The sequence below is a fragment of the Luteimicrobium sp. NPDC057192 genome (genome assembly GCF_042670205.1).
In the GTDB taxonomy this organism is placed as follows: domain Bacteria; phylum Actinomycetota; class Actinomycetes; order Actinomycetales; family Cellulomonadaceae; genus Luteimicrobium.
In genome coordinates this window covers 25,873-38,176 of record NZ_JBHUWD010000031.1, presented here as the reverse complement: position 1 = coordinate 38,176, position 12,304 = coordinate 25,873, and the positions used below count along the sequence as shown (strand labels likewise).

Here is a 12,304-nt window from a genome sequence, read left to right as displayed (position 1 = left end):
CGTGCGTGCGGCGACGACGTTCCGTGGACATGCCATTGACCGGAGAGTACGTCCCCAGCCCGTCCGCCCACACCGCCGGCCAGGTCGCCCTGTACGAGTCGTCGGGCGGCACGAAGGGCACCACGATGCGCGGGATGCCCGTGGTCGTCCTCACGACGAGGGGCGCCCGCTCGGGCAAGCTCCGCAAGCACGCGCTCATGCGCGTCGAGCACGACGGCGCCTACGCCGTCGTCGCGTCCCTGGGCGGCGCACCCGACCACCCGCAGTGGTACCACAACGTCGTCGCGCACCCGGAGGTCGAGCTGCAGGACGGCCCCGAGCGGCACGACTACGTCGCGCACGAGGCGCACGGCGCCGAGCGCGACCTGTGGTGGGAGCGCGCCGTCGCGGCCTACCCCGACTACGCGGACTATCAGACGCGCACGGACCGGGTCATCCCCGTGCTCGTGCTCGAGCGCTCCTGACGGCGCGCGCGTCGGCGTAGACGGCGAGCATCTCCTTCGCGGCCCGGTCCCAGCCGAACCGAGGGCTCGCCGCCAGCGCCGCCTCGCGCAGCGCCGCGCGACGCTCCGGGTCGTCGAGCAGGTCCCCCAGCGCCTCCGCCCACGTCCACGACGAGTGGTCGTGCACGAGGACGCCCGTGGCGCCGTCGTCGAGCACGGTGGGCAGGCCCCCGACGGCGGCCGCGACCACGGGCGTGCCCGCGGCCTGGGCCTCGGCCGCGACCAGCCCGAACGACTCGGAGTGCGAGGGCACCGCGACGACGTCCGCGGCGCGCATGTACGCGGCCAGCTCGTCCGCGGGGACGGGCGGCCGCACCACGAGGCGGTCCTCGACGCCGAGCTGCATCGCGAGCGCCTGGAGCTCCCGCACGGCGGTCGGGCGGCCGCTCGCGCCCCCGAGGACGAGGAGCGTCGGGACCAGGCGGTCGTGGTCGCGAAGGACGCCGAGGGCCCGCACGAGCACGTCGGGCGCCTTGAGGAGCTGGACGCGGCCGGCGAAGAGCACGAGCGGCCGGTCGGGCGGGAGGTCGAGCTGGGCACGCCGCGCCCGCCGGTCCGCGTCGACGAGCGCCGCCGCGGCCGAGCGGTCCAGGCCCTCCGTCGAGACGAGCGCCGGGCGGAACACGTCGAGGTCGACACCCGGCTCGACGACGTGGACGTGGGCCGGGTCCGCGCCGTACAGGTCCGTGAGCTCGTGGGCTTCCTGCGCCGTGCTCGCGACGAGGGCGTCGGCGGCGTCCGCGACCTGCTCCTCGCCGATCGCGCGGCCCGCCGGCTCGGGGGTGTCACCGGGCGCGAGCGCGGCGTTCTTCACGCGCGCGAGCGTGTGCATGGTCGCGACGAGCGGGACGTCCCAGCGGTCGGCCGCGAGCCAGCCCGCCTGCCCCGACAGCCAGTAGTGCGCGTGCACGACGTCGTACCAGCCGGCCTCGCGCCAGGCCTCCGTGCGCAGGACGCCCGCGGTGAACGCGCAGAGCTGTCCCGGGAGGTCGTTCTTGTCGAGGCCCTCGAACGGGCCCGCCGTCACGTGCCGCACGCAGACCCCCTCGGCCAGGGGGACCACGTCCGGCTGGGCGCCCGACGTCCGCCGCGTGAAGATCTCGACCGTCGCACCTTCGCGGGCGAGCGCCCGCGCGAGCCCCGTCACGTACACGTTCATGCCGCCCGCGTCACCCGTCCCGGGCTGGTCGAGGGGGGACGTGTGGACGCTGAGCATCGCGACGTGCAGCGGTCGGCGGGGGTCGGTCACCCCTCCAGTATCCGCCGCTCGACGACGCACGCCGGGCTCGGCAGCGTCAGCGACGCCACGGGCTCCGCGCCGGCGTCGCCCGGCAGGACCCGCAGCGCCTCGAGCGTCGACGAGTTCTGCCCCGCGACGACGAGGACGTCGCCGTCGGCGGTGTCGAGGACCGCGAAGTGGCGCGGCCACACGCCCTCGAGCGGGGCGTCGGCCCGGTGCGCGAGGCGTACGGCGTGCCCGTCGGGCTCGAGGTCGTGGACCGCCACCACGTCCGGGCCGCGGACCGCGACGTACAGGCGCGTGCCGTCGGAGCTGAGCGCGACGTGCGAGGGGAAGGCACCGACGCCCTCCGGCCCCGGCGTCGTGCACGCCGGGACCGCGGCCACGGCGTCCGCGGCGAGGAGGCCGTCGTCGTCGGTGTGGAGGGCGAGCACGTGGACCCGGTCGTCGAGCTCCCCGACGACGAACGCGAAGCCCTCCCCCGCGGTGCCCGCGGCGCCGAACACCAGGTGGCGGGGGCCGGCGCCGGCAGGGAGCGTCACGGCCGTGCCGGCCGCCTCCACGCCCGTGCCGTCCGCGGTGACGCGGTACCGGCGGACGCGGTCGGCGCCCAGGTCCACGACCCACGCGGCCGAGCCGTCCGGCGTCGGGACCGCGTAGTGCGCGTGCGGACCCTCCTGGCGGTCGGTGTCGGGGCCGGTGCCCTCCCCCGCGTAGGCCTCGGGCTCGCCGGCGAACCCACCGGAGCCGTCGACGGCGACCGTCGTGAACGTGCCGCTCGAGTAGTTCGCGACCCACACCGCGGCAGGCGTCGCCACCACGTGGCACGGGTCCGCGCCGCCGCTCGGGACCGTCGCGAGGAGCTCGAGGCCGTCACCGTCGGGCGCCTCCACGCGGAACGCCGACAGCCCGCCGTCGGTGTTCTCGTCCACCGCGTACAGCGTGCGCTCGTCGGGCGCGAGCGCCACGAACGACGGGGACGGCGTCGACACCACCTGGCGGGCGTCGTCGAACCGGCCTGCGGAGAGATCCAGGTCGACGCGCCACACGCCCTCGCCGCTGCCCGACGCCGTCCCCGGGGCCGGATAGGTGCCGAGCCAGAGCCGGCGGACGTCAGGACGGGAGGGTGGGACGGTCATGCGAGAAGCGTAGCCACGCACGACGAAGGCCCGGCACCAGCGGTGCCGGGCCTTCGGGCGTCATCAGTGCGCGGCGTCGAACTTGGCCTTGACGTCCGCGGGGATGCGGCCGCGGTCCGAGACGGTGAAGCCGTTGGCGCGGGCCCACTCGCGGACCTGGGTCGCCTCCGAGCCGCTGCCGCGCGAGGACCGGCGGCCCGGGCGCGCCGCGGCGCGACCCGTCACCTTGCGGGCGTGGCCGATCCACGTGGCGAACGCCTCACGCAGCTCGGCGGCGTGCTTGTCGTTGAGGTCGATCTCGTACGAGACGCCGTCCAGCGCGAACGTCACCGTCTGCTCGGCCGCACCACCGTCGAGGTCGTCGACGAGGAGGACCTGAACCTTCTGAGCCACAGGGGCACCTCACGATTCATGCATTGTCGGAATACTGCTCGAGGAACATCACGAGGATCCCACCGAGAACACGCACCGTCAAAGCAGACGCGCCCGCCGTTCGCCTTTTTCTAGCGACAGAATGCGCTAGACATTCTGCGAGGGTTCTGCGCCCTCGTGCGAAGCCGCCGCGGGACGGGCCGCCTCGCGCTGCGCGCGTTCCTCGTCCTCACGCGCCTCGAGCGCCGCCATCGCATTCCGCTCGTTGCGGTCCGCGCGCACGACGAAACGCATCGCGAGCCAGAAGATCAAGCCCACCGCGATCGACGGGACGACCGCCTCGAGAACACCGACCATCGTCGTCACGCCACCTTTCGAACGAGCCGCTCGTCCATCGTTCTCACTGCGCCGGCTTCACGAGCGGGAAGAGGATCGTCTCGCGGATCCCCTGGCCCGTGAGCGCCATGAGCAGCCGGTCGATCCCCATGCCCATGCCGCCCGACGGCGGCATCGCGTACTCCATCGCGGTGAGGAAGTCCTCGTCGAGGCGCATCGCCTCGTCGTCGCCGGCCGCCGCCAGCAGCGCCTGCGCCTCGAAGCGCTCGCGCTGGATCACCGGGTCGACGAGCTCCGAGTACGCCGTCGCCAGCTCGAAACCGCGCACGTACAGGTCCCACTTCTCGACGACGCCGCGGATCGTGCGGTGGTCGCGGGTCAGCGGGGACGTCTCGACCGGGAAGTCGCGCACGAACGTCGGCGCCACCAGGTGGTCGCCCACCAGGTGCTCCCAGATCACCTCGACGAGCTTGCCGTGGCTCGCGCGCTTCGGGTCGTGCACGACCTCGAGGCGCTCCGCGAGCTTCGACAGGTGCTCGACCGACGTCTCGGGCGTGACCTCCTCGCCCAGCGCCTCCGACAGCGACCCGTACATCGTGAGGGTCGTCCACTCGCCGCCGAGCTCGTACTCCTCGCCGTCCGGCAGGGTGACCGTCGTGGTCCCGAGCGCGTCCTGCGCGGCCGTCTGCACGAGGTTCTGCGTGAGCGCGGCCATCGTGTCGTAGTCGCCATAGGCCTCGTACGCCTCGAGCATCGCGAACTCCGGCGAGTGCGACGAGTCCGCGCCCTCGTTACGGAAGTTCCGGTTGATCTCGAAGACGCGCTCCACACCGCCCACGACGGCCTTCTTGAGGAAGATCTCCGGCGCGATTCTCAGGAACAGGTCGATGTCGTACGCGTTCATGTGCGTCTCGAACGGGCGCGCCGCCGCTCCGGACGCCACCGTCTGCAGCATCGGGGTCTCGATCTCGAGAAAGTCGCGGCGGTGGAAGTTCTCGCGCAGAGAACGCACGACGGCGGCACGGAAACGCACCATGTCGCGTGCCGCCGGGCGCGCGATCAGGTCGACATAACGCTGCCGCACGCGCGATTCCTCGGAGAGGTCCTTGTGCAGCACCGGAAGGGGGCGCAGCGCCTTCGCGGCGATCGTCCACTCGTCGGCGAACACCGACAGCTCACCGCGGCGCGAGCTGATCACGCGGCCGTGCAGGAACAGGTGGTCGCCGAGGTCCACGTCGCCCTTGAAGCGCGCGAGCGACTCCTCGCCGACGACGGCCTGGCTGAGCATGCCCTGCAGGCGGTTGCCCTCGCCGTCCTGCAGGGTCACGAAGCAGAGCTTGCCCGTGTTGCGGAGGAACACGACGCGGCCGGCGACGCCCACGACGTCGTCGGTCTCCTGGCCCGCCTCGAGGTGCCCGTAGCCTGCGACGACCTGCGCGATGGTGTGCGTCCGCGGTACCGAGACCGGGTAGGCCTGCGCACCCTCCTCGAGGAGCCGGTCGCGCTTGGCGCGGCGGATCCGGAGCTGCTCGGGCAGGTCGTCGGCCACGGCCTCGGGAGAGGTTGCGGCGGACTGGCTGGTGGGCTCGGCGGGACGCGCGGGGTCGGGGGAGGTCACCCCGCGATTCTACGGGCGGCGCCTGCGAGCACTCGAAGGACGGACCATTCGGGCGTCGGGTCAGGACGCGCGGAGGTCCAGGGCGAGGTCGAGGATCGGCGACGAGTGGGTGAGCGCGCCCACCGACAGGTAGTCGACACCCGTGCTCGCGACCTCGGTGGCCCGGTCGAGCGTGAGGTTGCCCGTCGCCTCGAGCTCGACGTGCTCGGGCACCGTCGCCCCCGGGACGCCCGACGCCGCGGTCCCCTGGCGGGCGCGGACCGCGGCGACCGTGGCTGCGAGGACCGGGGTCGGCATGTTGTCGAGGAGCAGGAAGTCGGCGCCCGCGTCGACGGCCTCGACCGCCTGGTCGGTGGTGTCCGCCTCGACCTGCACGGCGACGTCCGGGAACCGCTCGCGGACCGCGGCGACCGCGGCCGCCACCGAACCCGCGGCGACGACGTGGTTGTCCTTGACCATCGCGACGTCGTACAGGCCCATGCGCTTGTTCGTCCCGCCGCCTGCGCGGACCGCGTACTTCTCGAGCGCGCGCAGGCCGGGCGTCGTCTTGCGGGTGTCGAGGACGAGCGCCCCCGTGCCCTCGAGCGCGTCGGCCCAGCGGCGCGTGTGGGTCGCGACGCCGCTCGCCCGGCTCGCGAGGTTGAGCAGCGTCCGCTCGGCGACGAGGAGCGCCTGGGTCGGGCCCTCGACCGCGGCCAGCACCTGGCCCCGGGTCACCGGGTCGCCGTCGCGCGCGACGAACGTCACCGTCGGTTCCTCCAGCCCGAACCGGCGCGCGACCTGCGCGAGCACCTCCGGGACCACGACGAGCCCGGCGACGACGCCCTCCTCGCGCGCCACGAGGTCGGCGGTCCCCCGCGCGGCCGCGTCGACGGTCGCCTGCGTGGTGACGTCGCGCCCGGGCTCGGGTCCGAGGTCCTCGTCGAGCGCCGTCCGCACGACGCCGGACACCCACGCGGGGTCGAGCGCGTCGTCGAACGCGGGCGAACGGTTGGCGTGCGAGGTGGTCGCGGGCTGCGTCGAGGCGGAGGGCGTCGAGGTGTCGGTCACGGCCTCACGGTAACCGCTCCGCGAGGTGGACCGACCGCCGGTCACCTCGCGAAGCAGGCCTCCGCGCCGGTTGCTTCGCGAAGTACCCCGCGCGGAGGGATACGTCGGCGAGGGACGTCGTCGAACGGGCGACGGCGGATCGGTCCGTCTCGCGCGTCACCGTCGGCGAACCCAGCGTCACCCTCGGCGAACCCAGCGTCACCCTCGGCGAACGCGACGTCACCGTCGGCGGAGGTGACTCGGTCCACCGCGAGCCCCGCCGAAGGACGAGATCAGAGAACGACGAGCTCCCCGTCGGCGCCGAGCCGCACGACGACCCGCCTCTCCCACGCGGGGTCGACCGCCGGGAAGTCGGACCGGAAGTGCCCGCCGCGGCTCTCGGTGCGGCGCAGCGCGGCCTCGGTCAGTGCGGACGCGACCTGGTGGACGTTGGTGGTCTCCCACTCGGCGAGCTGCGGCTCGGCGACGACGTCGCCTTCGTCGGCGGCGTCGAGGACGGCCGCGAGGTGGGTGCGCGCGCCGAGGAGCCCGCGCTCGTCGCGGATGACGCCGGGCCCGGCGGTGGCGATGGCCTGGACGCGCGAGCGCGCGGCGGCGGGGACGAGCCCGGGCGCGCCGGCGCGCTCGACGGGGTCGTGCTGCGCGAGGTCGCCGGCGGCGAGGCGCGCGGCGACGTCGCGGGCCGCGCGGTGCGCGAACACGAGCCCTTCGAGCAGCGAGTTGGAGGCGAGCCGGTTGGCGCCGTGGACACCGGTGCAGGCGACCTCCCCGACCGCGTAGAGGCCGGGCACGTCGGAGCGCCCGTCGAGGTCGGTGACGACGCCGCCCGAGTGGTAGTGCTGGGCGGGCGCGACGGGCACGGGCTCCTCGGTCCAGTCGATTCCGGCGTCCTGCAGGCGCGCGGTGATGGTCGGGAACCGGCGCGCGAGGAACCCCCTCCCGTGCTCGGCGGCAAGGCCGCGGGCGTCGAGCAGGACGTGGTCGGAGCCGGTCGCGGCCATCTGCCGGACGATCGCGTGGGCCACGACGTCGCGCGGCGCGAGCTCGGCCATGGGGTGGATGGCGGGCATGAACCGGGTGCCGAGCTCGTCGAGGAGCACGGCGCCCTCGCCGCGGACGGCTTCCGAGATGAGCGGGAGCTGGCCCTTCGCGCCGGACCCGAGCCAGAGGACGGTCGGGTGGAACTGGACGAACTCGAGGTCGCCGATGCTGGCGCCGGCGCGGAGGGCCGCGGCGATGCCGTCGCCGGTGGCGGCGGGCGGGTTGGTGGACGAGCGGAAGACCTGGCCGATGCCGCCGGTCGCGAGGACGACGGCGGGCGCGAGCGCGGCGCCGACCCCGTCGCGCGAGCCCGCACCGCGGACGTGGAGCGTGACGCCGCAGGCGGGGGCCCGGCCGTCGGGCCCGGGGGTGCCGGTGAGGACGTCGAGGACGAGCGCGTTCTCGATCACCTCGATGCCGGGGTCGTTCCGGACGGCGTCGAGCTGCGCGACGAGCGCGCGCGAGATCTCGGCCCCGGTCGCGTCACCGCCCGCGTGGGCGATCCGGTCGGCGTGGTGCCCGCCCTCGCGGCCGAGCGCGATGCCGCCGTCGCCGTCCGTGTCGAACACGGCGCCGCGCGCGACGAGCTCGCGGACGCGCTCGGGGCCGTCCGTGACGAGCACCTCGACGGCGCGCGGGTCGCACAGCCCCCCGCCGGCCGAGAGGGTGTCGGCGAGGTGCGCCTCGGGCGAGTCCGTCGGGTCGAGGGCCGCGGCGATGCCGCCCTGTGCCCATACCGTCGACCCCGACGACAGCTCGCCCTTGGTGACGAGCAGGACCCGCGGCACCCGCGCGCGCAGCTCGAGCGCGGCGGTCAGTCCGGCGATCCCGCTCCCGACGACGACGACGTCCGCCGACGTCGTCCAGCCCGGCTGCGGCGCGCGCAGCCGCCGGTGGAGGCGGGCCACTACCAGGCGGCCAGGGCGTCGTCGCCGGCGAGGGGGTGGTCCTGCGAGCGGGTGCCGAGGACCGCGACCGACCCCTGGACCTGCTCGAACGGGACCCCGCTGGGCTCGAGCCCGTAGCCGCCGGGCACCTGGCCCGGGTCGTCGCCGATCTCGACGATCTTGTTGTGCTCGTCCACGAAGACGACGTTCGGCACGAAGGTCCGCGCCTCGTCGTCGGCGAGCGTTCCGTACGCGATGACGATGACGAGGTCGCCGGGCTTGATGAGGTGCGCCGCCGCGCCGTTGATGCACATCTCGCCGCTCCCCCGCTCGCCGGGGATCACGTACGTGGTGAGCCGGTTGCCGTTGGCGACGTCGACCACGTCGACCTGCTGGCCGGGGAGCAGGTCCGCGGCGTCGAGCAGGTCGGAGTCGACGGTGAGCGAGCCCACGTAGTGCAGGTCCGCCTGGGTCACGGTCGCCCGGTGGATCTTGGCGATCATCATCGGACGCCGGAGCGTGGTCGCACGCTCGTGCGGGCGTCGGGTCACGGCGGGTTGCCTCCGAGGTAGTGGCCGTCGGGCGTGGGGCGCGCGGGTGCGCGCTACGCGAGCCGGACCGTGGTGTTGTCGATCAGCCGGGTCGTACCGACACGCGCCGCCACCAGCACCAACGCCGGACCGGGCTCGACGCTTCCGGCGAGGGTCAGGTCCTCCACGGTAGTCGGGTCGACCAGGGCGAGGTAATCGACGACGACGCCCTCGGCGTCGTTGAGGACGCCCGCCGCGGCCGCGACGACGTCGGACGGCGTTCCCCCGGCGTCGGCGGCCGCGGCGGACGCACGGAGGGCGGCGCTCAGCGCGAGGGCGCGGGGGCGCTCGTCGGCGGTGAGGTACGCGTTGCGGGACGACCGCGCGAGGCCGTCGGGCTCGCGGACGATCGGGACCCCGACGATCTCGGTGCGAACGTCCAGGTCACGCACCATGCGCCGCACGAGGAGGAGCTGCTGGGCGTCCTTCTCGCCGAACAGCGCGACGTCGGGCCGGACGAGGTGGAGCAGCTTGAGGACGACGGTGAGCATGCCGTCGAAGTGCCCCGGGCGGGCGGCGCCCTCGAGGATCGTGCCGAGCTGCCCGGCGCTCACGCGGACGAGCGCGTCGCCGTCGGGGTACATCTCCTCGAGGTGGGGCGCGAAGACCACGTCCACGCCCTCGGGGGTGAGCAACCTCACGTCGCCGTCGAGGTCGCGCGGGTAGCGGTCGAAGTCCTCGCCCGGCCCGAACTGGAGGGGGTTCACGAAGTCGGTCACGACGACCTGCCCGGCCGGCCCGACGAGCTCGCGGGCTCGCCGGACGAGCGTCAGGTGCCCCTCGTGGAGCGCTCCCATCGTCATGACGACCGCACGACGCGGCCGGTCGGCGCCCACCCCGGGTCCGCGGGCCGCGTCGAAGGGTGCGAGGGCGTCGTCGAGGTCGGCGACGGTCTGGACGACGAGCGGACCGGTCATGCGTCACTCTCCGTTCCGGGTGCTGGTGGGGCCGCCGGCGGTTCGCCGGGGGCGGTCGGCTCCGCGAGCGCATCGAGCAGCTCGGCGGCCCGGTGGTCACCGATGCGTCCCGCGGCGAGTGCTCGCACCGTGGCGGCGCGCGCCAGCGCCCGGTACGACGGCGGCAGGTCGGGGGCGTCGAGACCCGGCTCCCCCAGGACGGCGAGGTGCGCGCGGACGGTGCCGACGTCGCCGCGGGACACGGGACCGGTGAGCGCGCCGATGGCCGCGGCTCCCGGGGCACCGAGGCCCAGCGGGTTGCCGGGCGGGCGGTCGGCGTCCAGAGGGCCGTCGCCGGGGGCGTCGACGTCCGCGTAGCGCAGCGCGCCGTCGAGCGCCGCGCCCAGGAGCGGCCCGAGTGCTCGCCCGGGCCGCTCGACGCCCGCCGCCGCGAGGGCCTGCGCCGCCTGCGCCACGAGGACGACGAGGTGGTTCGACCCGTGCGCGAGGGCCGCGTGGTAGAGCGGCCGGGCGTCCTCGGCGACGACGGCCGGCTCGCCGCCCAGCTCGACGACGAGCGCCTGCGCGATCGGGAGGACGGGGGCCGCCGCGGTCACGGCGAAGGTCGTGCCCTCGAGGCGCGACAGGTCGAGGGACGTGCCCGTGAACGTCATCGCGGGGTGGATGGCGAGGGGGATCGCCCCCGCCGCGCGCGCCGGCTCGAGCACGCGCACACCCTGGCTCCCCGCCGTGTGCACCACGAGCTGCCCCGCCTGCCAGGCCCCCACGTCCGCGAGGCCCTGGACGAGGGGCGCGAGCTCGTCGTCGGGCACGGTGAGCAGGACGAGCTCTGCCCGCCTGACGACCTCGGGGACGTCGAGCACGGGCACGCCGGGCAGCATCACGTCGATGCGCTCACGGCTGGCCTCGGAGACACCGCTCGCCCCCACGACCGCGTGCCCGACCGACCGGAGGGCGCTGCCCAGCACCGCGCCGACGCGCCCGGCTCCGACGACCCCGACCCCGAGCCGCGCGGGCGCGGCAGCCGGGCTCATGCGGGCGACCCCGGCTGCTCGAGCCAGCGCTCCGGCAGCGCCTGCGACCGGGCCTCACGGGCGCGCACCGACTGCTCGTCGAGGAGCACCCGCGCGTCGCGGGCGTCCAGGTGCGGCACCTCGGGGTGCACCGAGCCGGGCGTCGAGTGGAGCACGAACGACGCGAGCCCGAGCCGCCGCTGCAGCGGCCCCTGCTCGAGCCCGAGCGACTGGCTCCGCTCGTGCGGCACGACCACCAGGCGACGACGCACCCGGCCGCTGCGTGCGAGCACGGCCCGCGCCGTCACCGCGTAGCCGTTCCGCTTCCACCCGACCGGGTCGAGCCAGCGCGACCGGCGGGGCGCCGCCGTGAAGACGTCGCTCGGCCCGGAGCCGTCGAGGGACTCCGCGAGCAGGTCGAGCGGGTCGGCGGTGCCGAGGTCCGGGAGGACGAGCCAGAGCGCCGTCGTGGCCTCGGCACGCGAGCCCACGGGCAGCAGGACGGTCGTGGGGGCCTTCGCGTTGGCGTCGCGCCCGTAGCCGGCGACGTTGACGTGAACGCGCCACCAGTCGAACCGACGCCAGAGGAACGGCTGCACCAGCTCGACGGCCTGCACGCGACCCGGCGGGATCGTCTGAGCGCGGGTCTCGGTGAGCCCGTGCCGCAGCCGGATGCCGTCGGGCGACGTCGCCGCCCGGAACGCGAACGACCGGTTGAACCGCCCGAACAGCGCCGAGCCGAAGCCGATCACCACGGGCAGGAAGCTGAACAGGACCGCCGGCGTCCGCGCGGCGAAGGCCGCGACGACCGCGCCCACGACGACGAGCACCAGCACCCACGCCTCGACCGTCAGGAACGACGAACCCACGAGCCGGCCCGACGGCACCTCGAACAGCGGCTGCTCCGGCGCCTCGAGCGCGTGCAGCACGGGAGCGGGGGCAGCAGCGGGCGCCGGGCGGACCTCTCCGGAGATCGCGTCCGTCGTGCCGGGCCGCGGCGCGGCGCCCGTCGGGGCAGGATCCGCGGCGGGGGCGGGCTCCGCGGCGCTCGGGGGCGCCACCGCGCCCGACGCCGGAGCGCCCAGCCCGGCGGCCCGGGCCAGGAGGTCCGCGCGCAGCTCCTGCGCCGTCCGCTCCGTCAGGTAGCCGATCGCGACGCCCGAGCCGTCGCCCCCCGCGACCTCGACCTTGACCTCGGCGAGCCCGAAGATCCGGGCCGCGAGCGGCTGGCGCACCTCGATCGCCTGGATCCGGTCGAGCCGGGCCTTGCGGTGCTGCTTGAAGAGGATCCCCGACCGCATGTGCACGGCGTCCGGGTCGATCGCGTACGCGGTCACGCGCCAGGCGAGCCACGAGTACGCGCCGGCGACGAGCGCGACGACCACGACGCCCAGCACGATCCACGCGAGGTGCCGCAGCGCGAACTGCGCGCCGTCGCCCCCGCCCTGCTCCGCCGTCGAGCGGAGGAGCCCCACGACCACGACGACGAGGACCAGCCAGCCCTTCACCAGCGGGGTCACGGGGTGGACGCGCTGCCAGGCGAGGGTCGAGGGGGCGCTCAGGTCGCCCGACGTGCCCGGGGCGCCGCCGGTCATGCC

General features: G+C 75.1%; 12 protein-coding genes. 1 reads left to right on the top strand and 11 read right to left on the bottom strand.

The annotated features are described in order from the left end of the window. Positions 1 to 29 precede the first annotated feature (29 nt). The gene (locus tag ACFT5B_RS14495) at positions 30 to 464 is read left to right on the top strand and encodes a nitroreductase family deazaflavin-dependent oxidoreductase (RefSeq protein ID WP_386799392.1); all 435 of its coding nucleotides are present in this window, start codon (positions 30 to 32) and stop codon (positions 462 to 464) included. Here the strand turns inward: ACFT5B_RS14495 and mshA are convergent. The 11 genes from mshA to ACFT5B_RS14440 form a co-directional block, all read right to left on the bottom strand. Then, positions 433 to 1,719 carry a D-inositol-3-phosphate glycosyltransferase gene (gene mshA / locus ACFT5B_RS14490; RefSeq protein WP_386799444.1) on the bottom strand — a complete coding sequence of 429 codons (1,287 nt, stop codon included), beginning with the start codon at positions 1,717 to 1,719 and terminating at the stop codon, positions 433 to 435. The genes ACFT5B_RS14495 and mshA overlap by 32 nt on opposite strands. Before the next feature lie 29 nt (positions 1,720 to 1,748). Further along, entirely contained in the window at positions 1,749 to 2,882 is a 1,134-nt protein-coding gene (locus ACFT5B_RS14485) for a lactonase family protein (protein ID WP_386799390.1), read from the bottom strand. Between the two features lie 63 nt (positions 2,883 to 2,945). Further along, a complete protein-coding gene (locus ACFT5B_RS14480; protein WP_386799388.1) occupies positions 2,946 to 3,275 on the bottom strand; it encodes an Lsr2 family protein in 330 nt (109 codons plus the stop codon). 126 nt (positions 3,276 to 3,401) lie between these two features. Further along, positions 3,402 to 3,611, bottom strand: a complete 210-nt coding sequence (locus ACFT5B_RS14475) for a hypothetical protein (RefSeq protein WP_386799442.1) — start codon at positions 3,609 to 3,611, stop codon at positions 3,402 to 3,404. Between the two features lie 43 nt (positions 3,612 to 3,654). Then, on the bottom strand, positions 3,655 to 5,208 hold the full coding sequence (gene lysS, locus ACFT5B_RS14470) for a lysine--tRNA ligase (RefSeq protein ID WP_386799386.1): 1,554 nt from the start codon (positions 5,206 to 5,208) through the stop codon (positions 3,655 to 3,657). A gap of 60 nt (positions 5,209 to 5,268) precedes the next feature. Continuing rightward, on the bottom strand, positions 5,269 to 6,159 hold the full coding sequence (nadC, locus tag ACFT5B_RS14465) for a carboxylating nicotinate-nucleotide diphosphorylase (RefSeq protein WP_386799440.1): 891 nt from the start codon (positions 6,157 to 6,159) through the stop codon (positions 5,269 to 5,271). 371 nt (positions 6,160 to 6,530) lie between these two features. Then, a complete protein-coding gene (locus ACFT5B_RS14460) occupies positions 6,531 to 8,213 on the bottom strand; it encodes an L-aspartate oxidase (RefSeq protein WP_386799438.1) in 1,683 nt (560 codons plus the stop codon). Beyond that, positions 8,207 to 8,692 (bottom strand): aspartate 1-decarboxylase, encoded by a 486-nt coding sequence (panD, locus tag ACFT5B_RS14455; protein WP_386799436.1) that lies wholly within the window; start codon positions 8,690 to 8,692, stop codon positions 8,207 to 8,209. The genes ACFT5B_RS14460 and panD overlap by 7 nt, the downstream gene beginning before the upstream one ends. Positions 8,693 to 8,790: 98 nt before the next feature. After that, positions 8,791 to 9,693, bottom strand: a complete 903-nt coding sequence (panC, locus tag ACFT5B_RS14450; protein WP_386799384.1) for a pantoate--beta-alanine ligase — start codon at positions 9,691 to 9,693, stop codon at positions 8,791 to 8,793. Further along, positions 9,690 to 10,727, bottom strand: coding sequence for a Rossmann-like and DUF2520 domain-containing protein (locus tag ACFT5B_RS14445; RefSeq protein ID WP_386799382.1), 1,038 nt, complete (start codon positions 10,725 to 10,727; stop codon positions 9,690 to 9,692). The genes panC and ACFT5B_RS14445 overlap by 4 nt, the downstream gene beginning before the upstream one ends. Next, positions 10,724 to 12,301 carry a PH domain-containing protein gene (locus ACFT5B_RS14440; RefSeq protein WP_386799380.1) on the bottom strand — a complete coding sequence of 526 codons (1,578 nt, stop codon included), beginning with the start codon at positions 12,299 to 12,301 and terminating at the stop codon, positions 10,724 to 10,726. Before ACFT5B_RS14440 ends, ACFT5B_RS14445 begins: the two co-directional genes overlap by 4 nt. Positions 12,302 to 12,304: the final 3 nt, after the last annotated feature.

Coding starts and splice junctions, on each gene's coding strand:
- ACFT5B_RS14495 (WP_386799392.1), top strand. CDS start 30: ATGCCATTGACCGGAGAGTACGTCCCCAGCCCGTCCGCCCACACCGCC.
- mshA (WP_386799444.1), bottom strand. CDS start 1,719: ATGCTCAGCGTCCACACGTCCCCCCTCGACCAGCCCGGGACGGGTGAC.
- ACFT5B_RS14485 (WP_386799390.1), bottom strand. CDS start 2,882: ATGACCGTCCCACCCTCCCGTCCTGACGTCCGCCGGCTCTGGCTCGGC.
- ACFT5B_RS14475 (WP_386799442.1), bottom strand. CDS start 3,611: ATGGTCGGTGTTCTCGAGGCGGTCGTCCCGTCGATCGCGGTGGGCTTG.
- panD (WP_386799436.1), bottom strand. CDS start 8,692: ATGATGATCGCCAAGATCCACCGGGCGACCGTGACCCAGGCGGACCTG.
- panC (WP_386799384.1), bottom strand. CDS start 9,693: ATGACCGGTCCGCTCGTCGTCCAGACCGTCGCCGACCTCGACGACGCC.
- ACFT5B_RS14445 (WP_386799382.1), bottom strand. CDS start 10,727: ATGAGCCCGGCTGCCGCGCCCGCGCGGCTCGGGGTCGGGGTCGTCGGA.
- ACFT5B_RS14440 (WP_386799380.1), bottom strand. CDS start 12,301: ATGACCGGCGGCGCCCCGGGCACGTCGGGCGACCTGAGCGCCCCCTCG.